The sequence below is a fragment of the Aquihabitans sp. G128 genome, assembly GCF_019048865.1.
In the GTDB taxonomy this organism is placed as follows: domain Bacteria; phylum Actinomycetota; class Acidimicrobiia; order Acidimicrobiales; family Iamiaceae; genus Aquihabitans.
The window spans coordinates 1,767,507-1,789,240 of the sequence record NZ_CP077604.1; the positions used below are offsets into that span (position 1 = coordinate 1,767,507).

Genomic DNA, 21,734 nt, shown 5'->3' on the forward strand with positions numbered 1-21,734 from the left:
TCGGCTCGTCGGTTGGACCCCGCGTCAAGAAGACGAGCCGATGGAGCCCGAGATGCAGGTCGATGTGTGGTCCGACGTGGTGTGCCCGTGGTGCTACGTGGGCCTGGCCAACCTCGACGCCGCGCTGGCGGAGTTCGAGCACGCCGACGACGTGGAGCTGGTGCTCCACTCGTTCCAGCTCGACCCCGGGGCGCCGCCGCGCGACGACCAGCCCGTCGTGGAGCGCCTCGCCGAGAAGTACGGCACCTCGGTGGGCGAGATCCGCGCCGGCCAGGCCCGCCTGGTGAGCCTCGGGGCCGAGCGGGGCATCGACTTCCGCTTCGACCAGGCCGTCGGCGGCAACACCTTCGACGCCCACCGCCTGCTCCACCTCGCCCTGGCCCGTGGGCTGCAGCTCGAGCTCAAGCACCGCCTCGGCCTCGCCTACTTCACCAACGGCGAGCCCATCGGCGAGCCCGACACCCTGCGCAAGGCCGCGGTCGATGTCGGCCTCGACCCCGAGGAGGTGGACGCCGTCCTGGCCGGCGACGCCTTCGCCGCCGACGTGCGCCAGGACCTGCAGACCGCCCGCCAGATCGGGATCAGCGGCGTGCCGTTCTTCGTGGCCGACCAGAAGCTGGCCGTGTCCGGCGCCCAGCCGCCGGAGGTGCTGCTCGACGTGCTGCGCCAGGCCTGGGACGCCCGCGCCCCGCAGATCACCCAGCTGGCCGGCGCGGAGGACGTCGACGCCTGCGGGCCCGACGGCTGCGAGGTCCCGCAGCCCTAGCTAGGCGGGCAGCCCGGCGATCATCGGCTCCTCGCCCGCCACGATCCGCTCGACCCGGTTGGTCACCATCGGCTTCCAGTCGGGATGGGTCAGCACGTAGAAGCGCCGCTCCTGGACGGCGGCGAGGACCTGGGCGGCGACGTCGGCCGGGTCCAGCCCGGCGGCCAGCAGGGCGCCGACCACCTCGAGCATCCCCCGCTCCTGCTCGGTGGGCTCGCGCTCCTCGCGGCCGGCCCGGTTGCGGTGGGACTCGTGGATGCGGGTGTCGACCCAGCCGGGGCACAGGACCGACACGCCCACGCCGGTGGCCCCGGCGAGCGCCAGGTCGGCGTGCAGGGTCTCCGACAGCGTGACCACCCCGTGCTTGGACACGTTGTAGACGCCCATGCCCGGCGCCGAGGTGAGCCCGGCCATCGAGGCGGTGTTGACGATGTGGCCCTCGCCCTGCTCGATGAGCAGCGGCGTGAAGGCCCGCACGCCGTTGATGACGCCGTAGAGGTTGACGCCGAGGCACCAGTCCCAGTCCTCGAGCGTGTTCAGCCAGATCGGCCCGGCGCTCGACACGCCGGCGTTGTTGCAGACCACGTGGGCGGTGCCGAACCGCTCGACGGTGCGGTCCCGCAGGGCGTCGACCTGGGCGGCGTCGCTCACGTCGCAGACCACGGCCTCGACCTCGGTGCCCTCGGGCAGCTCGGCCGCGGCCTTGTCGAGGGCGTCGACCTCGATGTCGGCCAGCACGACCTTCATGCCCTCCGCGGCGAACGCGTGGGCCAGCGCCAGGCCGATGCCCGACGCCCCACCCGTGACCACCGCGACCTTGCCCGACAGCTCGTCCATCGTGTTCCCCTTGCTCGTGGTGTGCTGGTCCCGCCGTCCCCGCCCGGGACCCTAGACCGACTTGACCCGCGGGTCAGGCGGCGGTCGTCAGGCGGGGAGGGCGCTGCCCGGGGCCCAGGCAGCGTGGGTGCCGCTGGAGATGCGCTCGGGCAGCCGGAGCCGGGCGATGGGCCCGTCGGAGATGCGTCGGGCGTCGAGCACCAGGCACTCGGAGCGGTCGTTGGCGACGTCGGTGGTGAACGTGACGACGTAGGCGTCGTCCTCGGCGGTGCCGTGGGGCTTCGGGGCGACCGCGGCCTCCGAGCCGTAGGTGCCCTCGGGCAGCCGGAGGTGGTCGTCCTCGCCGGTCTCGACGTCGTGGCGGACCAAGCCGTCGAACAGGAACCAGCCCGGCACCCCGGTGGCGGCGTACACGAAGCGGTGCTTGCGCCCGGTCCGGCGGCCGTTGATCATGCCGAACTCGGTGAAGTCGTCACGGATGTGCTCCTCGGTGCACGTGCCGGTGCGCCGGTTCAGCCGCCACCGGTGCAGGCGGGTCTGCATCCAGTCGAGCGCCAGGTAGCGGAACATCCAGAGGTCGTCGTCGACCGCCGGCCGCGGCGACGGGTCGCCCTGGTGGAAGCCCTCGAGGACGACGTCGTCGCCGTCCTCGTAGGCGTTGGTCCAGTGGAGGACGTAGGTGGGGTCTGCCTCGAACCACTGCACGTCTTCCGGTCCGCCGCGGCGGGGCACGACGGCGAGGCGCGAGGGCTTGTCGTGCATGCGCACCGCGTGGACCCCCCTCGGGAGCAGGTCCTCGTCCCAGTGCATGGGCAGGTCGTTGAGCACCACGAAGTGCTCGGTGATGGCCATGTCGTGGGGCAGCCGGGGCCCGGGCAGCGGGACCGGCGCGTAGTGGACGAGCTTGCCGTGGCGGTCGACCACGCCGAAGTGGAGGTACGGCGCCTGCTTGCCGTAGTTGAAGAAGAACAGCTCGCCGGTGGCCTCGTCGACCTTGGTGTGGGCCGAGACGCCCTCGTCGGGGAACCACCCGTCCCAGCGGGTGGGGCCCCGGGTCTCGAGCGAGTCGGCGTCGAGCCGGTAGAGCTCGCCGCACTGCCAGAACGAGGTGAGCACCTCGCCGCCGTGGACCACCAGGTCGGTGCTCGACGCGTCCTTCATGGCTCCCCGGGCGGTGCGCCCGTCGGTGCGGATGGCCTTGCGGGGGTTCTCGGCCAGGCCGGCCCACAGCGAGCGGCCGGCCTCCTGCTCGGCCACCAGGCCCTCGGTGCGCACGAACCGGTTGCGATAGGTGGCACGCCCGCCGCGGAAGCGCACGGCGTGGACCATGCCGTCGCCGTCGAACGGGTGGTACGCCTGGATGGGCTCGTGCAGCGGGTTCTCGGTGTTGCGCACGTAGAGCCCGTCGAGGTCGTCGGGGATGCGGCCCTCCACCACCTCCACGTCGTCGACGGACCACTCGGTGGCCTGCGGGCGCCAGGCGCCGGTGCGGTACGGGTGGTCGTCGTCGACCGGGAGGGTGGTGTCGAGCCGGTCGACCACGCGCGCGTCGCTCACGCCGGCACCGCCTCGACCACGAACGAGCACGTGGTGGCGGTGCTGCCGCCGATGTTCAGGGTGGCGAACCGCTCGGCCCCCTCGACCTGGGTGGGCCCGGCCCGGCCGGTCACCTGCCGGGTGGCGTCGAGCACCATCCGGATCCCGGTGGCCCCAACGGGGTGGCCACCGCCGATGAGCCCGCCACCCGGGTTCACCGGGATGCGGCCGTCGCGCTCGATCTCGCCGGCCTCGATGGCCTTCCACGAGTCTCCGGGCGCCGTGATGCCGGTGTGGTCGATGGCGAGGTAGCCGGAGGCGGCGAAGCAGTCGTGGACCTCCACGCCGCTGAGGTCGTCGACCGAGCCGAGGCCGGCCCGGCGCAGCGCGCCGGCGAACGTGTCGCGGACGTGGGGCATGACGTGGGTGTCGTCCCGGCTGCGCTCGAGCTTCGGGGCGAGGGCGAGGCCGACGGTGCGGTGGCCCCAGCCGGTGATCCGGGCCGCCCGGCCGCGGGACAGCAGCTCGGGGTGGGCGCGGACGAAGGCGTCGGTGGCGAGCACCACGCCCGCTCCCCCGTCGGTGACCTGGCTGCACCCGTTGCGGCGCGTGCGCCCGGCCACCACCGGGTTGGCCTCGGGGTCGCTCGTGAAGCTGTCGTCGGAGAACGACCACTGCCGGGTCTGGGCCAGCGGGTTGGTCCGGGCGTTGCGGAAGGCCAGCTCGGCGAAGCCGTGCAGGTGGACGTCGTCGAGGCCATAGCGACGGTCGTACTCGTCGGCGACGTCGGAGAACGCCTGCGGCCACACGTACTTCGGCGTGCCCTCGTGGCCGACGTGCGACGCGGCGCCGAGGTGCTGGGCCGCGACGTCGCCGGGCACCGTGCGCTCGAGCTCGGCCCCCACCACCAGGGCGCAGCCGTACCGGCCCGCCTCCAGCTCGGCGGTGGCCGCCAGGACCGCCACGCTGCCCGAGGCGCAGGCCGCCTCGTGGCGGGCGGCCGGGAGGCCCCACAGGTCCGGGTCGACCGTGGCCGGCATGGCCCCCAGGTGGCCCTGGCCGGTGAACAGCTGCCCGAAGGCGTTCCCGACGTGCACGGTCTCGACCTGGCGGGCCGTGACCCCGGCGTCGGCCAGCGTCTGCCGCACCACCTCGTCGAACAGCCCGTCGAGCCCGCCGCCGTCTCGCGACCAGTTCCGGGCGAAGTCGCTCTGGTGCCCGCCGAGCACCCAGATCCCCTGCTGCTGCCCCACGTGCCCGTGCCCCTTCGTCTGCTCGCTGGCCGTCCGCCCGACGGTGGTGTGCCCGGCGTCACGTCACCCTAGGCCGCGGCGTCGGCCGTTCCGACCCGCCGGGTCGGGTTCCGTAGTGTCGGCCGGGTGCCCCGCCGACCCGCGCTCCTCGCCCTCGCCGCCGTGGCGCTGGTGCTCGGCCTGGCCGGCTGCGGCGCCCACGAGGGGCGCACCGCGCTCGCCGTCCGGTCCACCCGCTGGGTCGGCCCGGACGAGCTGGCCGTGACCGTCGAGTGCGCCGAGGTGTCCTCGGCCGACGTCGAGCCGGGCAAGGGCGTCGACGGCCTCCCGCTGCTCACCGTCTGGGGCGAGCCGTCGATGGGCCGCTGCGCCTCGCAGCTGGTGATCCCGGTGCCGCCCGGCGTCGACCGCATCGACGACGCCGCCACCGGCATGGTCGTCGACCTCCCGCCCCGCCCCTGACCTGTTCGGCGGGCTCGCCGTCCGCCCTGACCGACCGTTCTGGAGCGCCCGCACCCCACCGGGGCGCCACCAGGGCCCCACGCCCCCTCCCCCGCCGGCCGATCGGGCGAGCGGTCGTCAGAAGGGGATGGCGGCGACGATCCGCAGGGGCAGGCCGAAGGCGGCCAGGCCGATCCAGAGGGCGCGGCGCACCCGGCAGCCGCCGCGGTGGCCGTCTCGGCCGAGCACGACGAACGCCACGCCGGTGCTCGCGACGTAGGCCGCGGCCAACGGCGGCGCCACCCACGGCACCCGGCCGGCGACCGCGGCGAGCACGGCGAAGGCCAGGGTCAGCACCCCGGCCACCACCGACGCCGGGCTCCACGGGATGTCGTGGCCCCGCCACGGCGCCGGACCGGCGACCCCGCAGGGGCACGGTCCGACGTCGGGGGCCGCGCTCGCCATCGCTTCGTCGGCCACCGTCACGTCGGGGTGGGTACCCACCCCACTTGCTGCGGAACCCCTGGCGCGCCGACGGCCGGCCCCCGGAGGGACCGGCCGTCGGATGGTTCGTGGCTTCGAGCCGGAGCTCGGCGCCGCCCGCGGCACTGCGCCGAGGGCGGCGAGGGGCCTAGTAGCGGTAGTGCTCGGGCTTGTACGGGCCCTCGACCTGCACGCCCAGGTAGTCGGCCTGCTCGCTGCTGAGCTTGGTGAGCTTGACGCCGAGGGCGTCGAGGTGGAGGCGGGCCACCTTCTCGTCGAGCAGCTTCGGGAGCGTGTAGACGCCCGTGGGGTACTCGGCGGTCTTGGTGAACAGCTCGATCTGGGCGATCGTCTGGTTGGTGAAGGAGTTGCTCATCACGAAGCTCGGGTGGCCGGTGGCGCAGCCGAGGTTCATGAGGCGGCCCTCGGCCAGGACGATGACCGAGTGGCCGTCGGGGAACTGGAACTCGTTCACCTGCGGCTTGATCTCGACGTCGCGGACATCGCTCATCTTGTGGAGGCCGGCCATGTCGATCTCGTTGTCGAAGTGGCCGATGTTGGCCACGATCGCCTGGTGCTTCATCCGGGCCATGTGCTCGGCGGTGATGATGCCCTTGTTGCCGGTGGTGGTGATGAAGATGTCGGCGCGGTCGAGGACGTCCTCGAGGGTGGTGACCTCGAAGCCCTCCATGGCGGCCTGGAGGGCGCAGATCGGGTCGACCTCGGACACGATCACGCGGGCGCCCTGGCCCTTGAGGGACTGGGCGCAGCCCTTGCCGACGTCGCCGTAGCCGGCGACGAACGCCACCTTGCCGCCGATCATGACGTCGGTGGCCCGGTTGAGGCCATCGATGAGGCTGTGGCGGCAGCCGTAGAGGTTGTCGAACTTGGACTTGGTGACCGAGTCGTTGACGTTGATGGCGGGGAACTGGAGCTCGCCGGCCTCGAACATCTGGTAGAGGCGGTGCACGCCCGTGGTGGTCTCCTCGGTGACGCCCTTGATGCCGGCGGCGACCTCGGTCCAGCGGTTCGGCTCCTTGGCGACCGACGCGGTGAGCAGGTCGATGATGACGCTCCACTCCTCCGGGTCGTCCTCGGTGGCGGGCGGCACGGCGCCGGCCAGCTCGAACTCGCGGCCCTTGTGGACGAGCATGGTGGCGTCGCCGCCGTCGTCGAGGATCATGTTGGGGCCGGAGCCGTCGGGCCAGCGCAGGGCCTGGTCGGTGCACCACCAGTACTCCTCCAGCGTCTCGCCCTTCCAGGCGAAGACCGGCACGCCGGACGGGGCGTCGGAGGTGCCCTCCGGGCCCACCGCGATGGCGGCGGCCGCGTGGTCCTGGGTGGAGAAGATGTTGCAGGACACCCAGCGCACGTCGGCGCCGAGGGCGGTGAGGGTCTCGATGAGCACGGCCGTCTGGATGGTCATGTGCAGCGAGCCCATGATCTTGGCGCCGGCGAGCGGCTGGGCGTCGGCGAACTCGGCGCGGGTGGACATCAGGCCGGGCATCTCGTGCTCGGCGAGTTGGATCTCCTTGCGGCCGAAGGAGTGCAGGTTGATGTCGGCGATCTTGAAGTCGTCGGGGTTCAGGATGGGCATGTGGGGTCTCCTCCACGCGTCGATGGGTCGGGATCGCCCCGGCGACGGGCACGGCGGGGCCGCGGCGCGAAGGGGACGATCGTCTTCGAGGTGTGGGACTGGAGCCTGCTGGCTCACCCATGACAGCCCACGGGCCCCGGGGGGGCCGGTCGACCAACCTAGTCGACGGGGCCGGCCAGGACGAGGTCGTGGACCATGGCCAGCTTGGCCTTCACGTCGCCGCCCAGGGCGAACGGGTACAGGTCCGGCTGGTCCATGCTCCGGTTGAGCGCGTTCACGGCGACGGTGAGGGCGCCCCACTCGCGGAAGAGGACCTCGACCTCGACGTCACGGTCATCGGCGAGCACCGAGGCCGTCACCGGCTTGTCGACCCCCAGCAGCGGCACGCGCACGGCGAGGCCGAAGCGCGAGGCGGTGTCGAGCGTGTCGCGGATGTGCAGGTAGTGGGCGAAGGTCTCGGCCCAGTCCTCCCACGGGTGCATGGTGGCGTAGGCCGAGACGAACCGGCTGCGCCAGCCGTCGGGCGGGCCGTCGGCGTAGTGGGCGTCGATGGCGTCCTGGTAGTCGGCCCGCTCGTCGCCGAAGAGCTTGCGCACCTCGGCCAGGCGGCCGCCCTCGCCCGACGCCTGGTCCACCAGCAGCGGCCACCAGTAGTGGCCGATCTCGTGGCGGAGGTGGCCGAGCATGGTGCGGTACGGCTCGGCGAGGCGGCTGCGCAGCCGCTCGCGGCGGGCGTCGTCGGCCTCGGCGGCATCGAGGGTGATGACGCCGTCGTTGTGGCCGATGGTCACCGAGCCGTCGTCGCTCCACTCCATGTCGATCGCGAGGCCGGTGCCCTCGGTCTCGTTGCGTGGCTGCAGCGAGAGGCCGAGCCGATCGAGCTCCACCACCACGTGGCGCTTGGCCTGCTCGGCCGCCGCCCAGTTGCGGACCGCCTCGCGGTTGGCAGGGTCGGGTCGACGCCGGGTGAGCTGGCACGCGGTGCAGAAGGCGCCGGGGTGGTGCGCCATCCACGGGCAGCGGATGACCTCGGCGTTGGCGCAGCGGTTGCGGTCCTCCGCCGGCACGAAGTCCGCCGTGCCCCGGTCGAACACCAGCTCCGTCCCGCAGCTCCGGCACCGGCGGTCGTCGAAGAAGACCTCTCGGGCACACACGGGACAGGCGAAGCGCAGCACCGCCCCTGGCTACCCGCTCCCCACCGCCCCGCCCAAACGAGCCGGACTGGACCAACCGCCCACGCCCGCTCCCCTCCTCGCCTCGCGAACTTGTGGGCCCACAGCGCCGAAAGCGGCAGCCTCCGCCCACAAGTTCGGCCGAGCGCCACCCACCCTGGCGAACTTGTGGGCCCACGGCGCCGAAAACGGCAGCCTCGGCCCACAAGTTGCCCGGGTTGGCCACCGGGAGCGGGGCGAGCCTCGGCCCGCGGGCTCGAGTCGGAGCGGGCGGGAAACGAGAACGTGTTCTAGTCTGCGGGCATGCCGCTGGAGCGCCTCACCGACCGGATCGCCATCGTCACCGGAGCTGCCTCGGGGATCGGGAAGGCCACCGCCGCCCGCCTCGCCGCCGAGGGGGCGAAGGTCCTGGCGTCCGACATCACCGCCGACGCCCTGGAGGTCTCCGTCAAGGAGGCCAACGCCGGGGCCGCCGCCGGCGGCGAGGTGGTGGCCCACGTCGCCGACATCTCCGACGAGGCCCAGGCCGCCGGCACCATCGAGGCCGCCATCGGCCGCTGGGGCCGCATCGACGGGCTGGCCAACATCGCCGGGATGCTGCGCACGGTGCGCACCCACGAGACCGACCTCGCCACCTGGAACACGATCATCGGGGTCAACCTCACCGGCACGTTCCTGATGTGCCGGGCGGCGCTCCCCCACCTCATCGAGTCCAAGGGCTCGATCGTGAACGCCGCGTCCACCAGCAGCTTCTTCGGCCACCCGTGGATGGGCGCCTACGCCGCCTCGAAGGGCGCCATCCACTCCTTCACCCAGAGCCTGGCCGTCGAGTACTCCCAGGACGGCGTGCGGGCGAACTGCGTGGCGCCGGGCAGCGTCCACAGCGGCATCACCAACGGCGTCGAGTTCCCCGCCGACCTCACCAAGGCCGAGTCCAAGCTGGTCCGGCGGATCATGTCGCCCACCGGCTTCGGCGACCCGGAGGACGTGGCCGCCGTGGTGGCCCTGCTCCTCTCGAACGACGGCAAGCACATCACCGGCGAGGTCATCCGCATCGACGGCGGCACCCACGCGTGAGGTTCAGCATCGCCACGGCCTACCTGGGCTCCGAGGAGCTGGGGCCGATCGCCAAGGCCGCCGACGAGGCCGGCTACCACGGCATGGCCGTGGCCGACCACGTGATCAACCTCGAGACGCTGACCACGCCGTACCCCTACACCGAGGACGGCAAGCGGCGCTGGGAGCCCTTCACGCCCTGGCTCGACCCGTGGGTCACCATCGGGGCGCTGGGCGCCGTCACCGAGCGCCTGCAGTTCTTCACCAACGTGTACGTGCTGCCCATGCGGGACCCGTTCACCATCGCCAAGCAGGTGTCCACGGCCTCGGCGCTCACCGGCGGCCGCGTGGCGCTCGGCGTGGGCATGGGCTGGTGCGAGGAGGAGTTCGACCTGCTCGGACAGGCGTTCCGCAAGCGCGGCGCCCGCGCCGACGAGATGCTCGAGCTCCTGCGGGCCCTCTGGTCGGGCGAGTGGGTGGAGCACCACGGCGAGTTCTACGACGTGCCCCGCCTCGAGATGACCCCTGCGGCTCCGGACGTGCCGATCTACGTGGGCGGGCTGTCGAAGGCCGCCATCTCCCGAGCGGCCCGCAACGACGGGTGGATCTCGGACCTCATCAGCATCGACCAGGCCCGGGACTTCCGGGCCCGGATCGACGCCGAGCGGGCCGAGCTGGGCAAGGCCGACGAGCCGTTCTCGATGATCGTGTCGCTGAACGACGCCGTCACCGTCGACCAGTTCGCCCGAGCCGAGGAGGCCGGCGTGACCGACAACCTCACCATGCCGTGGGCCTTCTACGGCGGCTTCGACATCTCGCTGCAGCAGAAGATCGACGGCCTGCACCGCTTCGCCGACGACATCATGGCGAAGCTCCCCGGCTGAGCGCCGCGTGTGGTCCGAACGGACCACCCCGCCTCCCGGCATCGGGCAGACTGTCCCGATGCCGAAGCAGACCCAACCCCGTCCCACCCGACTGCTGGTCGCCGTCCTCGCCGCCACCACACTCCTCGTGGGCGCCTGCTCCGCCGGCGGCAGCGACGACGCGGGCGACAAGACCACCACCACCGCCCGGGCCGACAAGACCACCACGACGGCGGCCGACGAGGAGACCACCACGACCGAGGGCACCGATCCGGGCGGCGACGACCCCACCACGTCGGACCTCGAGGCCATCCTGCCCACGGCCGACGACCTCGGCGCCGGCTGGACCGCCAGCACCGAGTCCGACGACGGCCAGGAGGACACCACGATCGAGGACCAGTGCCCCGAGGCGGCGGCCTTGATCCCCACCGACGACGAGGACGACAGCGACCACGCCAAGGCCCACTTCCAGACCTCCGACGGCCGCGAGGTGTCGGTCGAGCTCACCCCCGAGGCCAAGCAGCTCGGGAAGGACGACCTCGAGCAGTACGCCACCGCGCTGAACGACTGCAAGCCCGAGATCACCGACCCCGACACCGGCCTCAAGACGGCGTTCGCCTTCGACGTCACGCCCACCGACGCCTACGGCGACGCCGCCCTGCAGATCGAGGCCACGGTCACCCTCAGCGGGGACGCCCTGCCCAAGACCATCGAGCTCATGCTGTACTCGCTCGTCTACCGCACCGGCTCGGTGGGCGTGGAGATCTCCGGGCAGGACGGCGTCGACGACGCCACCGCGGCGGTCAAGGCGTTCGACCCGGACCTGCTGATCAAGCTGGCCGACGACGTCGACCCCAAGATCACCGACCTCGTCGGCGGCTGAGCCTGGCGAGCCCGGGCGTCCAAAGGGCGCCCGGGCCGCCGGCCGACCGGCTCGCTACTTGACCGCGGTGGGAGCCACCATGCCCCCGAGGCCGCGCGTGAGCGGGATCGGGGTGGCGGTCAGCAGGAAGTCGAACTGGCCGTCGGCGGCGCAGTCGGCCGCCAGGTCGTCGAGGTGCCAGAGCTGGCCCTGGGCCAGGCCGAGGTCGCGCAGGTGGATCATGTGCACCGGCAGCAGGACGGCCGGGTCCTCGCACGGGAAGCACTCGAGCACCAGGGTGTCGGTGGCCACGCCGGCGACGTCGTGGTCGTGGAACCACTCGATCGACCGCGTGCTCAGCCCCGGGCACACCTCCCGGTAGCGGTCCTTCTCGCCGATGCGGAGGAAGTGCATGTGGCCGGTGCGGACCAGCACCAGGTCGCCGGCCTCGACGGTGAGGCCGGCGGCGGCGGCGGCCGCATCGAGGTCGTCGCCGGTGATCGGGTAGCCGTCGTCGAAGTGGTCGACGCCGTGGAGGCGGGCCACGTCGAGCAGCACGCCGCGGCCGGCCACCGGGCCGAAGGCGTCGATGCCCAGCTCGGCCGCGCCTGCTGCGGAGACCACGGAGGAGGGCACGCCGTTGTAGAGCTCGCCGGAGTAGCCGACGTGGGCCAGGGCGTCCCAGTGGGTGGCGGCCTGCACGCCCATGGCGACCCGGTCGTCGCTGGTGCAGAAGCCGTCCGGGTCGCCGGTGTAGGCGACGTCGACGGCGATCATCTCGCGGCTCGGGTTGTCCCGGCCGGGGATGCCACCGGTCTGCGGGCCGTCCTCGTCGAACGGGATGGCCAGCGAGAAGGACCGTCCCTGGCGCACCGACGCGGCCCCGCGGCGCACCGCCTCGGGCGTGAGCAGGTTGAGCGTGCCCCGACGGTCGTCGTCGCCCCACCGCCCCCGGTTCGACACCCGGGCCGCCAGCTCGAGGAGGTGGTCGGGCAGCTTCGGCATGGGCGTCCTTCAGGGAGCGGCGGGCGAGGCGGGCGACGCCGCGATCGTGGGGGTGGGCCCGGGATCGATCCCGGCCCGGTCGGCCAGGTCGAGGGCCACGAGGTCGCCGATGAGGGCCAGGTCGAGGAGCTGGGCCAGCGGGCCCTCGCCGGCGGCGGACACGGTGTGGATGGCCGTCACGACCTCCTCGGTCCAGGTCTCGACGGTGGCGAACTGCTCGCTGATCTCCGGGGCCTCGTCGTCGTGGCGGAGCAGGACGAGCGAAAGGACCTGGCGGGTGATGTCGCCGTGCTGGCCCCAGCCGGCGATCTCGCCGTGGACGACGTCGGGCAGCTCGCCGGTCCACGCCGGCGTCTTGGCGCTCTGGTTCAGCTGCACCTTCCACCGGGCGGCGGCCACGCCGCCGAGGGCGCCGCCGCCGTACACGACGGGGATGGTGCCGGCGAGGGCCCGGGCCAGCTCGGCGGCGACGTTGTCGTCGGTCCGCAGCTCCTCCCGCCGCACCTTCAGCTGCTCGATGGCAGCGGCGATCCAGTCACCGGAGCCGGGGAAGAAGCCGAGGCCGTCGAAGGCCTTGAGGACCGGCACGGCGAGAGCGCCGATGCGCGACCGGGTGGGGATCGGGGCGTCGGCCACCGGCAGGAAGACGGTGGGGGCGGCGTGGGCGTCGGCCAGGGCGCCGAGGCGGCCGCCGCTGGTGACGGCGAAGAGCTGGCCGCCCGCCTGGACGGCGGTGGTGGCGGCGGCAACGGTCTCGGGCGAGTCGCCCGAGGCGGAGATGGCCACCACGAGGGTGGACCGGTCGACGAACGACGGCGGCTCGAAGCCCTTGTGCACCACGAGCGGCACCGGCATGAACGGTCCGGCGACCGCCGCGAGGAGGTCGCCCACCCAGCCGGCGGCGCCGGTGCCGACGACGAGCACGTTGGCGATCTCGTCGTGGCTCGGCAGCGAGCCGGTGATGGAGAGCTTGCGGGTGGCGGCCGCCAGCTGCTCGGGCAGGCCGAGCACGGCCTCGCGGAGGCCGAGCGAGTCGGTCACGGGCGGACCTAGTTGCTGAGGGTGGACGGCACGCCGTCGGCGTCGGCCTTGGCGACGAGGCGGTCGTGCTCGGCGTCGTCGACCGTGGTGGCCTCTTCGACGAGCATCACCGGGATGTCGTCGCGGATCTCGTAGCGCCGCTTCAGGCGGGGGTTGTACAGCGCCTGCTCGGACTCGAAGTAGAGCAGGGAGCCCTTGTCCTCGGGGCAGGCGAGGATCTCGAGGAGCTTGGGGTCGAGGGCCATGTCGGTGGTCATCCCTTGGTGATGTGGTGGAGCAGTTCGGAGGTGTGGGTGTCGCACTCGTCGCGCGTGCGGGCCTCGAGGTTGAGGCGCAGCAGCGGTTCGGTGTTCGACGGGCGCAGGTTGAACCACCAGTCGCCGAGGTCGACGGTGAGGCCGTCCAGGCGGTCCTGGACCGCCTCGGGGTGCGCCTCGGCGTAGGTGGCGGCCACGGCGTCGATCACGGCGGCGGGGTCGTGCACCTGGGTGTTGATCTCGCCGGAGTCGGCGTAGCGGTCGAACGGGCGGCGGACCACCGACATCGGCTCGGTGCCGGCGCAGAGGCGCTCGAGCACCAGCATGGCGGCGATGAGCCCGGAGTCGGCCCGGTAGTTGTCGCGGAAGTAGTAGTGCGCCGAGTGCTCGCCACCGAAGGCGGCACCGGTCTTGGCCATCTCGGCCTTGATGTAGGAGTGGCCCACCTTGGTGCGGATCGGGGTGCCGCCGTGCTCGCGCACGACCTCGGGCACCACCTTGGAGCAGATGAGGTTGTGGAGCACCGTCGCGCCGGGCTCCTTCTCGAGGACGCCGACGGCCACCAGGGCCGTGGTGCAGGAGCCGGAGAGGCCGATGCCCTGCTCGTCGACCACGAACACCCGGTCGGCGTCGCCGTCGAAGGCGAAGCCGACGTCGGCTCCCACCTCACGCACCCGGGCGCAGAGGTCGCGCTGGTTCTCGGGCTGGATGGGGTCGGCGGGGTGGTTCGGGAACGTGCCGTCGAGCTCCGGGTAGAGGATCTCGAGGTCGAAGGGCAGCGCCTCGAACACGGCCGGGACCACGAGCCCACCCATGCCGTTGGCGGTGTCGGCCACCACCTTCAGCGGGCGGAAGGCCTTCACGTCGACGAACGAGCGGACGTGGTCGGCGAACTTGCCGAGCAGGTCGAGCGAGGAGGACGAGCCGGGGGTGGCCACGGCGGGGACGCCGGACTGGGCCAGCTCCTTCACCCGCTCCAAGCCGGTGTCGGAGCCGACGGGGCGGGCGCCGGCGAGGCAGAACTTGATGCCGTTGTACTGCGCCGGGTTGTGCGAGGCGGTGAACATGGCGCCGGGGGCGTTGCGGGACCCCGAGGCGAAGTACACGAGGTCCGTGGACGCCAGGCCCAGGTCGACCACCGAGACGCCCTGGGAGCGGACGCCGTCGCTGAAGGCGGCGGCCAGCTCCACGCCGGAGGGTCGCATGTCGCGGGCCACGAGGATCTCCGGAACGTCGCCTCCCTCGTCGAGCGCGAACCGGGCGAACGCTGCGCCGATGGCGTAGCACCCGTCGGCGTCGATCTGGTCGGGGAAGGTCCCGCGGATGTCGTAGGCCTTGAAGATGGCGTCGAGGTCTGCCATGGCGTCGGAGACCCTAGTCGGACCCGGCTGCCGGTCCCGGCTTCGGCGGCACGGTTGCCGGCGCCACGAGGTGGTCGAGCTCGCCGGGCTCGAGGTCGTAGGCCCCGCGCCGCGCCGTCCGGTCGATGCGGGCCAGGTCCACCAGCAGCCGCAGCGCGTCCCGGGCCACCCGGACCGTGCTTCGATCGGAGTTCTCGACCTCGACCGGCACCTCGGTGAGGGAGAAGCCGTACCGCTCCACCAGCAGGAACAGCTCGACGTCGAAGGCGAAGCCGTCGACCCGGGCGTGGCCGAACAGGACCTGCGCCACGTCGGACCGGAAGGCCTTCAGCCCGGCCTGGGTGTCGCCGTGGTGGCCGACGAGCACGAGCCGGGTGGCGGCGTTGATGACCCGGCCGCCCACCTCGCGGAGGCGGGGCGCTCGGACGACGGTGGTGGTGTCGTCGTGGTAGCGGCTGCCGACCACGACGTCCCACCCGTCCTCCACCGCGAGGAGCAGCCGGGCGACCTGCTCCGGGCCGTACGCCAGGTCGGCGTCGGTGAAGGCGACGGTGCGCCCCGTGGCGGCCAGCACGCCGGCGCGCACGGCGGCGCCCTTGCCCCGGTTCACCGGTTGGGCGACGACCTGGTCGGCACCGGCCCGGCGGGCGGCGTCGGCCGTGCCGTCGGAGGAGCCGTCGTCGACGACGACGACCTCGAGGTCCCCGGCGCCGACCACCGGGGCGAGCTCGGTGCGGACCCGTTCGATGGTGGCGCCGATGCGCTCGGCCTCGAGGTACGCCGGGATGACGATCGACAGGCGGGGACCGCCGGGCGCCGGGGGCGGGCGCGACGTCGAGCCAGCTCCTGGCGGACCACGACGGCCCGCGTCCGCCGGGACACTCAGCCGGCCTCGGGGGTCGGCGCACCGGGGTCGGTGGCCGGCGCCGGGCCCTCGACCCAGATGTCGTCGAGGTCGTCGGCGGGACCGTCGACGGCCGCCGGCGCCGCGTCCGCCGACTGGTCCGCGCCGTCGGGCTCGAGCCACGCGCCGAACGGCCCGCCGCCGGCGGGCGCGGCACGGTCGGGGGCGTCGACGAGCGCGACGGGGTCGGTCCCCCACCCAGGCGGCGCACCGCCGGCCGCCACCGGGTGGCCGGGGTCGACGTCGGACGGGCGGTCCCCGATGGTGACCAGGCCGTCGATCCACGTGGAGGCCCGGAACGGCTTCAGCGGCTCGACCTCGACCGGCTTTCGCCGCGACAGCCAGACGAGGCCGACCAGCCCCAGCACCGTCATGCCGGCGCCCAGCAGGTCCGGCGCCGTGCGGCCGTAGGTCATGGACACGTGCTTCGACGTGGGGATGACCACCATGAGGTTCGGCGTCACGCGGTACGGGCCGTCGGCGCCGCTGACCTTCCAGTTCGGGAAGTAGGAGACCTTGACCAGCACCGGCACGCCGACGCGGGAGACGTCGAACGAGAGGTCCTCGTCGCCCTGCTCGATGTCGGTGACCCGCACCGACGGGAGCTTGGTCCGGGGCTCGGCGGGAGCCTGGTCCATGGAGCCGGTGTCACCCAGCTGCTGGCGGGCCCAGATGACCAGGCGTCGCCACTGCTCCGGCACCGGCTCGGCGTCGACCCGCTTCCAGCTGCTGGGCCCGTCGACGGCCAGGGGCACGTCGAGGCGCTCGGGGTCGAGGAACCACGCCGAGGCCGTGGGCAGCCAGTCGTCCTGGCTCTCGCCGATGCCCCGGGCGACCACCGGCTCGTAGGTGAGGCCCTCGACCATGGGGGCGTCGGCCACCTCGTACACGTGCCACGGGCCGCTCACCGCGACCTCGGTGAGGTCGGGCTGGGTGGCGGCGGCCTGCACCGCCGTGGGGCTGACCGCCAGATAGTACTTCACCCCGAGGAGCTGGAGGTGGCGCACGCCGGCGTCGATGTCGAACGTGGGGTACGGCAGCTCGCGCTGGGGCGACGACGGCTGGGCCGAGAGCTCGGCCTGCATGAGGAAGTGGTACGGCACGGTGGTGGAGGACTCGAAGTAGAGGCCCTCCTGCGAGCCGATGCAGCCGTCGGTCCAGTACGGCAGGAGCATGGGCGCCATCGGCGTGCCGTAGCCGTTGAGCCGGTCGTTGCTGTACTCCCAGAACGCCCGGCCGCACCCGGCCTTCGGGTCCTCGCCCAGGCGGGCCATGGTGGCCATGAGGTCCCGGTACTCGGGCCAGCCGCCGGTGGTGCAGGGGGTGGTCGACCCGGCCAGGTCGCAGCCCGTGGGCTGGGCCTTCTTGGCCTGGAGCCCGGAGTAGTTCCAGCCCGACCAGCCGGCGACCGGGTTCTCGGCGGTGGTGTCGAAGATGCCGAGCGGGTTGAAGGAGAGCGACGACCGGTTCTTGGTGGCGGTGGTGCCATCGGCGTTGGCCACCGTCACCGCGGACCGGTCGACCAGGGTGAAGGGGCCGGTGGGCTGGTCGAAGAGCCCCTGCAGCGGCAGGACGACGTAGACGAGGGCGCCCAGCGCGACCACCGCCGCGACGGTGACGGTGACGGGGCGGTAGCTGCGGTCGGCGCGTCCGGCGGCGATGGAGCCCGCGAGGCGGATCAGCTCGCCCACGCCGATGGCGGCGAGCAGGGCGACCGACAGGTACATGAACGGCAGCAGCCGGGCGTTCCAGAGGCGGCCGTCGGGCAGCCAGGCGAAGGCCGCCCACACCCCGACCCAAGCGACCGCGAGCACCATCCCCACCGTGTAGCGCCGGATGACCGACACCACGATGCCGACGACGGCGACGACCATCAGCCACCGCATGCCCGACGGGAGGAGGTAGTACCAGTTGCTGGCCTCGTTGCCGGAGATCTTCTGCGCCTCGGCGCCCAGGTTGGCGCCGGGCACCGGCAGGCGCTCCCAGCCCATGTCGTTGACGAAGTCCCGCCGCCACCAGAACGGCAGGACCCAGAAGGCGGTGAGCAGCCCGGCGACCGGCACCATGCTGGCCAGCCACTTGAGCCGGGCCTTGTCGGGGTGGATCAGGAACATGGCCCCGGTGCAGGCCAGGACGAAGAACGCCGGGATGAGGTGGCACAAGCCGGCCAGCGCGAACAGCCCGGCGGCCAGCGCCCGGTGCTTCCCCGTGCGCAGGCCGCGCGACGCCACGCCGAGGTACACGAGGGCGATGGTGAGGCTGATCGAGAAGGCGAACTCCCCGGCCATGGTCGACTGGAAGTTGCCGCCGATGATGTTGCCGGTGTTGTTGAACAGGGGCTCGCGGTTGTAGACGAACAACAGGCCCGCAGCCGAGGCCAGCGGCGGGATCGGGAACGGCAGGTCGGCCAGCTTGGCGAAGGCCCAGCAGGCCACCGGGATCCCCAAGAGGCCCAGCGCGGTCACCAGCTTGAAGGACCGGTTGTACGGGATGGGAACCGACAGCACGATGGCCAGCACCGCCACCGTGGCGATGAGGTGGCGGTAGGGGTACAGGCGCTCCTTGGCCCAGCCCAGGGTGGCCACCGCGACGAGGGCGATCACGGCCGGCACGGCCAGGTACCACGGCAGGCCGACGTGCAGCGCCACCACCATCAGCGAGGGGACCACCATGTAGAACTGGTAGGCCGGGAAGCCGTCGTACCAGTCGGGCGTCCACCCCGAGAGCCGGCCCTGCGGCAGCAGGTGGTCGAGCAGGTAGCGCGGCCCCCCACACGTGGGCGCCCATGTCACCACCGGTCGGCGTCGTGTTCCGCCACAGGTCCCCGGGGTGCAGGGTGGCCAGCACCAACCCGGTGCCGAGCAGCACCACCACCAGCGACAGCGCAGCCTCGGCCGCCCGCCCCGGGTCCGCCGAGATCGAGGTGGCCGTGCGCTGCCAGGCGGCGCCGAGGCGCTCGGTCAGGGTGGGGAACGGCTCCCGGCCGTCCCGCTCCGCCTCGGCCTCGGTCGACGGGGCGTCGGCGCCCGCGGTGGCCACCGCGGTGGCGGCCTGGTCCTCGGGGGCCGGGCCGGCAGGGGTGTCGAGCTCGGTCATCCGTGGATCCACAACAGGTTGACGACGGTGGTGAGGTTGAACGCCATGTGGCAGACCATGGCGGCGCCCAAGCGATCGGTCTTGACGGCCACCAGGCCGAACACGACGCCGGCCCCGATCAGCGCCGGGGTCTGGACGCCTTCGAAGTGCGTGAGTCCGAACACCACCGCCGAGCCGGCGACGGCCCAGGCGGTGCCGAAGCGCTTCTGGATCGAGCGCAGCAGCAGGCCGCGGAAGAAGAGCTCCTCGGCGATCGGGGCGCCGATGGCGATCACCAGCACGAAGGCGATGGTGGCGAAGGGCCCGTTGACCTTGTCGGCGAGCTCGCGGGCGGGGCGGCTGAGGTCGTCGACGTCGGCGCCCGTGGCCCAGATCAGCGGCAGCGAGAGGATCGGCACGAGGACGAGCTGCGTGACCACGCCGATGGCGCCGGCCAGGGGCAGGTCGGTGGCTCGGAGGCGGAGCCGGAAGTCGGTGACCACGCCGTTGCCCTTGACGTGCGCCGCCCAGACCGGCACCCCGACGAAGCCGAGCCACAGGAGCGGGGAGCCGACCAGGTTGAGCCAGAGCGGGAGGTCCGCGGAGTCGGTGGCCACCGGGTACCCCGCGGCTGCCACGCAGGCCGCCGCCAGGTAGTTGGCGACGACGATGGCCACGCAGAGCCCGATGAGCGCGTCGGCGATGCCCCAGCGGGCGCGCGGCGCCTCGGCGGTGTCCAGGGGCAGGGTCGTCATGGCCGCAGGAGCCTACAAGTGCGTCCCGCCAGCTCCGTGGTCGCCCGGGCGACCGGTCGGGTCAGGACGCGAGCTGCGCGGCGGCGAGGCGCTGGTCGACCAGCTGCCAGCCGCGCGGCGGGGCGGTGCGGGCCGAGTGCCGGTCGCACAGGTCGTGGGTCATGGGGTGGCCCTCGGTGGCCAGCGGCTCGAGCCACACCGTGGCGGCGGCGTAGTCGTAGGACAGGGTGACGGTGGCGGCCTCGGCACAACCCGGGCGAGCACAGCGGCGGCGCATGGCCGCACGATACCGGCGCCACCGGGACCGGCAGCGGATGCCCGCGGCGCGAACCGGGGCCCTGGCTGCCGCGCGGGGGGAGTCGCCCCCTAGCATGGCGGGATGTCACCAGAGGGTCCGCCGCCGCCCCCGCCACCGCCGCCCCCACCCCGAGGCCGTGGACCGCTCGGTCCCGGTCGCGGCCCGCAGGACGGAGCCGGTGGCCCGGCGCCCGCCGGCGCGGCGCCCGCTCGGCACCAGCCGCTGGATCGTCGGCGGGGTCCTCCTCATCGGCGCCATCGTGCTCCTCGTCGCCCTCACCCAGGGCAAGGACGACGGCAAGTCGCTGACCTACTCCGAGTTCCGGTCCCAGGTCACCCAGGGCAAGGTGGCCACGGCCACCTACGACAACAACAGCGGCAAGATCACCGGCGACTTCGAGACCGGCAAGAAGTACTCGACCACCGGCCTGATCCCGTTCCCCGACGCCGACCAGGTGCTGCTGCAGAAGCACGACGTCGACCTCAAGCCCAAGACGCCGCAGGCCGGCTTCCTGGAGACCTGGCTGCCGATCCTCATCTTCCCGGTGCTCATCATCGGGTTCTTCATCTTCATGCAGCGCCGGGCGCAGGGCCAGATGGGCAACATCATGTCCATCGGCCGCAGCCGGGCGAAGACGTACTCCACCGAGCGGCCCGGCACCACCTTCGCCGACGTCGCCGGCTACGAGGGCGTGAAGACCGAGATCCGCGAGGTCGTCGACTTCCTGAAGTACCCGGAGAAGTTCGGCCAGATCGGGGCCCGCATCCCGAAGGGCGTGCTGCTCGTCGGGCCCCCCCCGGGACCGGCAAGACCCTCATCGCCCGCGCCGTCGCCGGCGAGGCCGGCGTGCCGTTCCTCTCGGTCAGCGGCTCGGACTTCATGGAGATGTTCGTGGGCGTCGGCGCCAGCCGCGTCCGCGACCTGTTCCAGTCGGCCAAGAAGCTGGGCCGGGCCATCATCTTCGTCGACGAGATCGACTCCATCGGCCGCAAGCGCGGCGCCGGGCTCGGCGGCGGCCACGACGAGCGCGAGCAGACGCTCAACCAGATGCTCAACGAGATGGACGGCTTCGAGGCCACCGAGGGCATCGTCATGATCGCCGCCACCAACCGGCCCGACGTGCTCGACCCCGCCCTCCTGCGCCCGGGCCGCTTCGACCGCCAGGTCGTGGTGCCGCTGCCCGAGCACGAGGAGCGCCTCGCCATCCTGCGGGTGCACGCCAAGTCCAAGCGCATCAGCCCCGACGTCGACATGGGCGTCGTGGCCCGGGGCACCCCCGGCATGTCCGGTGCCGAGCTGGCCAACCTGGTCAACGAGGCCGCCCTGCACGCCGTGCGCCGCGGCGGCGAGATGATCACCCGGGACGACTTCGAGTACGCCCGGGACCGGGTCCTGATGGGCCAGCGCCGCGAGTCGATGGCGCTGTCGGAGAAGGAGAAGGAGCTCACCGCCTACCACGAGGCCGGCCACGCGGTGTGCGCCACGGTCCTCGAGGAGGCCGACCCCGTCCACAAGGTCACCATCCTCCCCATGGGCATGGCCCTCGGCGTCACCCAGCAGCTCCCGCAGGAGGACAAGCACTCCTACAACCGGGACTACCTGGACGCCTCGATCGTCGTCGCCATGGGCGGTCGCATCGCCGAGAAGCTGATCTTCGGCGTGGTCTCCACCGGGGCCAACAACGACCTCGTGGTCTCCACCGAGCGGGCCCGCAAGATGGTCCGCGAGTGGGGCATGAGCGAGCGCATCGGCCCCATGGCCTGGGGCTCCCAGGGCCAGGTCTTCCTCGGCGAGGACCTCATGGGCAACGCCCGCGACTACTCCGACGAGACCGCCCGGGTGATCGACGAAGAGGTCGAGGCCATCCTGCGGGCCAACGAGAAGCGCTGCGAGGAGCTCCTGATCGAGCACCGCAACGGGCTCGACCTGGTCGCCCGCGGCCTCCTCGAGCACGAGACGCTCGACGGCGCCGAGGTGCGGCGCCTGGTCGACCTGGCCGCCGGTGCGCCGGCGCCCAACCCCATCCACCACGAGGCTCCCGCCACCAACGAGGACTGAGCGCGACGGGCCCCGGCCCACCGTCCTCTCCACCAGCCGCCGGCCCTGCGCCGGCGGCTGGTCCGCGTCCGGGGTGGGTGGGGAACCGGGTCGTCGACCCGCCATGATGGACGC

The 21,734-nt window shown here is 72.8% G+C and carries 20 protein-coding genes and 1 pseudogene; 7 read left to right on the top strand and 14 right to left on the bottom strand.

Annotation, left to right across the window (positions count from 1 at the left end):
• Nucleotides 1-52: 52 nt before the first annotated feature.
• A complete protein-coding gene (locus KSP35_RS08455) occupies nucleotides 53-766 on the top strand; it encodes a DsbA family oxidoreductase (RefSeq protein WP_217000853.1) in 714 nt (237 codons plus the stop codon).
• Here KSP35_RS08455 and KSP35_RS08460 read toward each other — a convergent pair whose 3' ends face one another.
• The 3 genes from KSP35_RS08460 to KSP35_RS08470 form a co-directional block, all read right to left on the bottom strand.
• Nucleotides 767-1,603: an SDR family NAD(P)-dependent oxidoreductase gene (locus KSP35_RS08460; RefSeq protein ID WP_217000855.1), complete on the bottom strand. Its 837-nt coding sequence runs from the start codon at nucleotides 1,601-1,603 to the stop codon at nucleotides 767-769.
• An 87-nt stretch (nucleotides 1,604-1,690) separates the two neighbouring features.
• Entirely contained in the window at nucleotides 1,691-3,160 is a 1,470-nt protein-coding gene (locus KSP35_RS08465) for a carotenoid oxygenase family protein (RefSeq protein ID WP_254127046.1), read from the bottom strand.
• Nucleotides 3,157-4,392 carry an acetyl-CoA acetyltransferase gene (locus KSP35_RS08470; RefSeq protein WP_254127047.1) on the bottom strand — a complete coding sequence of 412 codons (1,236 nt, stop codon included), beginning with the start codon at nucleotides 4,390-4,392 and terminating at the stop codon, nucleotides 3,157-3,159. The genes KSP35_RS08465 and KSP35_RS08470 overlap by 4 nt, the downstream gene beginning before the upstream one ends.
• A gap of 126 nt (nucleotides 4,393-4,518) precedes the next feature.
• On the opposite strand from KSP35_RS08470, the gene KSP35_RS08475 reads away from it, so the two are divergent.
• The gene (locus KSP35_RS08475; protein ID WP_217000857.1) at nucleotides 4,519-4,854 is read left to right on the top strand and encodes a hypothetical protein; all 336 of its coding nucleotides are present in this window, start codon (nucleotides 4,519-4,521) and stop codon (nucleotides 4,852-4,854) included.
• A gap of 117 nt (nucleotides 4,855-4,971) precedes the next feature.
• Here KSP35_RS08475 and KSP35_RS08480 read toward each other — a convergent pair whose 3' ends face one another.
• The 3 genes from KSP35_RS08480 to KSP35_RS08490 form a co-directional block, all read right to left on the bottom strand.
• Nucleotides 4,972-5,319, bottom strand: coding sequence for a hypothetical protein (locus KSP35_RS08480; RefSeq protein WP_217000859.1), 348 nt, complete (start codon nucleotides 5,317-5,319; stop codon nucleotides 4,972-4,974).
• A gap of 145 nt (nucleotides 5,320-5,464) precedes the next feature.
• A complete protein-coding gene (gene ahcY, locus KSP35_RS08485) occupies nucleotides 5,465-6,913 on the bottom strand; it encodes an adenosylhomocysteinase (RefSeq protein ID WP_254127048.1) in 1,449 nt (482 codons plus the stop codon).
• 158 nt (nucleotides 6,914-7,071) lie between these two features.
• Nucleotides 7,072-8,067 (bottom strand): putative zinc-binding metallopeptidase, encoded by a 996-nt coding sequence (locus KSP35_RS08490; protein WP_217000861.1) that lies wholly within the window; start codon nucleotides 8,065-8,067, stop codon nucleotides 7,072-7,074.
• A gap of 327 nt (nucleotides 8,068-8,394) precedes the next feature.
• On the opposite strand from KSP35_RS08490, the gene KSP35_RS08495 reads away from it, so the two are divergent.
• From KSP35_RS08495 to KSP35_RS08505, 3 genes are read left to right on the top strand one after another with little or no spacing between them, the layout of a single operon-like run.
• The gene (locus KSP35_RS08495) at nucleotides 8,395-9,162 is read left to right on the top strand and encodes an SDR family NAD(P)-dependent oxidoreductase (protein ID WP_371748964.1); all 768 of its coding nucleotides are present in this window, start codon (nucleotides 8,395-8,397) and stop codon (nucleotides 9,160-9,162) included.
• Nucleotides 9,159-10,025, top strand: a complete 867-nt coding sequence (locus KSP35_RS08500) for a TIGR03619 family F420-dependent LLM class oxidoreductase (RefSeq protein WP_217000865.1) — start codon at nucleotides 9,159-9,161, stop codon at nucleotides 10,023-10,025. Before KSP35_RS08495 ends, KSP35_RS08500 begins: the two co-directional genes overlap by 4 nt.
• Nucleotides 10,026-10,083: 58 nt before the next feature.
• Entirely contained in the window at nucleotides 10,084-10,887 is an 804-nt protein-coding gene (locus tag KSP35_RS08505) for a hypothetical protein (RefSeq protein WP_217000867.1), read from the top strand.
• Nucleotides 10,888-10,941: 54 nt separating this feature from the next.
• On the opposite strand, the gene KSP35_RS08510 is transcribed toward KSP35_RS08505, so the two are convergent.
• From KSP35_RS08510 to KSP35_RS08540, 8 genes are all read right to left on the bottom strand, one after another.
• Nucleotides 10,942-11,871, bottom strand: coding sequence for a cyclase family protein (locus KSP35_RS08510; protein WP_217000869.1), 930 nt, complete (start codon nucleotides 11,869-11,871; stop codon nucleotides 10,942-10,944).
• Nucleotides 11,872-11,880: 9 nt separating this feature from the next.
• Complete coding sequence (locus KSP35_RS08515; protein WP_217000871.1) at nucleotides 11,881-12,912, bottom strand: SIS domain-containing protein; 1,032 nt, start codon at nucleotides 12,910-12,912, stop codon at nucleotides 11,881-11,883.
• Between the two features lie 8 nt (nucleotides 12,913-12,920).
• Nucleotides 12,921-13,169 carry a Trm112 family protein gene (locus KSP35_RS08520; RefSeq protein ID WP_254127049.1) on the bottom strand — a complete coding sequence of 83 codons (249 nt, stop codon included), beginning with the start codon at nucleotides 13,167-13,169 and terminating at the stop codon, nucleotides 12,921-12,923.
• Nucleotides 13,166-14,530 (bottom strand): phosphomannomutase/phosphoglucomutase, encoded by a 1,365-nt coding sequence (manB, locus tag KSP35_RS08525; protein ID WP_217000873.1) that lies wholly within the window; start codon nucleotides 14,528-14,530, stop codon nucleotides 13,166-13,168. Before manB ends, KSP35_RS08520 begins: the two co-directional genes overlap by 4 nt.
• Nucleotides 14,531-14,543: 13 nt before the next feature.
• The gene (locus KSP35_RS08530) at nucleotides 14,544-15,473 is read right to left on the bottom strand and encodes a glycosyltransferase (protein ID WP_254127204.1); all 930 of its coding nucleotides are present in this window, start codon (nucleotides 15,471-15,473) and stop codon (nucleotides 14,544-14,546) included.
• Nucleotides 15,413-18,229: a hypothetical protein gene (locus KSP35_RS24185; RefSeq protein WP_254127050.1), complete on the bottom strand. Its 2,817-nt coding sequence runs from the start codon at nucleotides 18,227-18,229 to the stop codon at nucleotides 15,413-15,415. Before KSP35_RS24185 ends, KSP35_RS08530 begins: the two co-directional genes overlap by 61 nt.
• Nucleotides 18,230-18,526: 297 nt before the next feature.
• A complete protein-coding gene (locus KSP35_RS08535) occupies nucleotides 18,527-19,264 on the bottom strand; it encodes a CPBP family intramembrane glutamic endopeptidase (RefSeq protein ID WP_217000877.1) in 738 nt (245 codons plus the stop codon).
• A gap of 61 nt (nucleotides 19,265-19,325) precedes the next feature.
• Nucleotides 19,326-19,541 carry a DUF3499 family protein gene (locus KSP35_RS08540; protein ID WP_217000879.1) on the bottom strand — a complete coding sequence of 72 codons (216 nt, stop codon included), beginning with the start codon at nucleotides 19,539-19,541 and terminating at the stop codon, nucleotides 19,326-19,328.
• A gap of 94 nt (nucleotides 19,542-19,635) precedes the next feature.
• On the opposite strand from KSP35_RS08540, the pseudogene KSP35_RS24190 reads away from it, so the two are divergent.
• Nucleotides 19,636-19,953 (top strand): annotated as a pseudogene (locus tag KSP35_RS24190) (ATP-dependent metallopeptidase FtsH/Yme1/Tma family protein); the annotation flags it as partial.
• 455 nt (nucleotides 19,954-20,408) lie between these two features.
• Nucleotides 20,409-21,620 (top strand): ATP-dependent metallopeptidase FtsH/Yme1/Tma family protein, encoded by a 1,212-nt coding sequence (locus KSP35_RS24195; protein ID WP_254127051.1) that lies wholly within the window; start codon nucleotides 20,409-20,411, stop codon nucleotides 21,618-21,620.
• Nucleotides 21,621-21,734 lie beyond the last annotated feature (114 nt).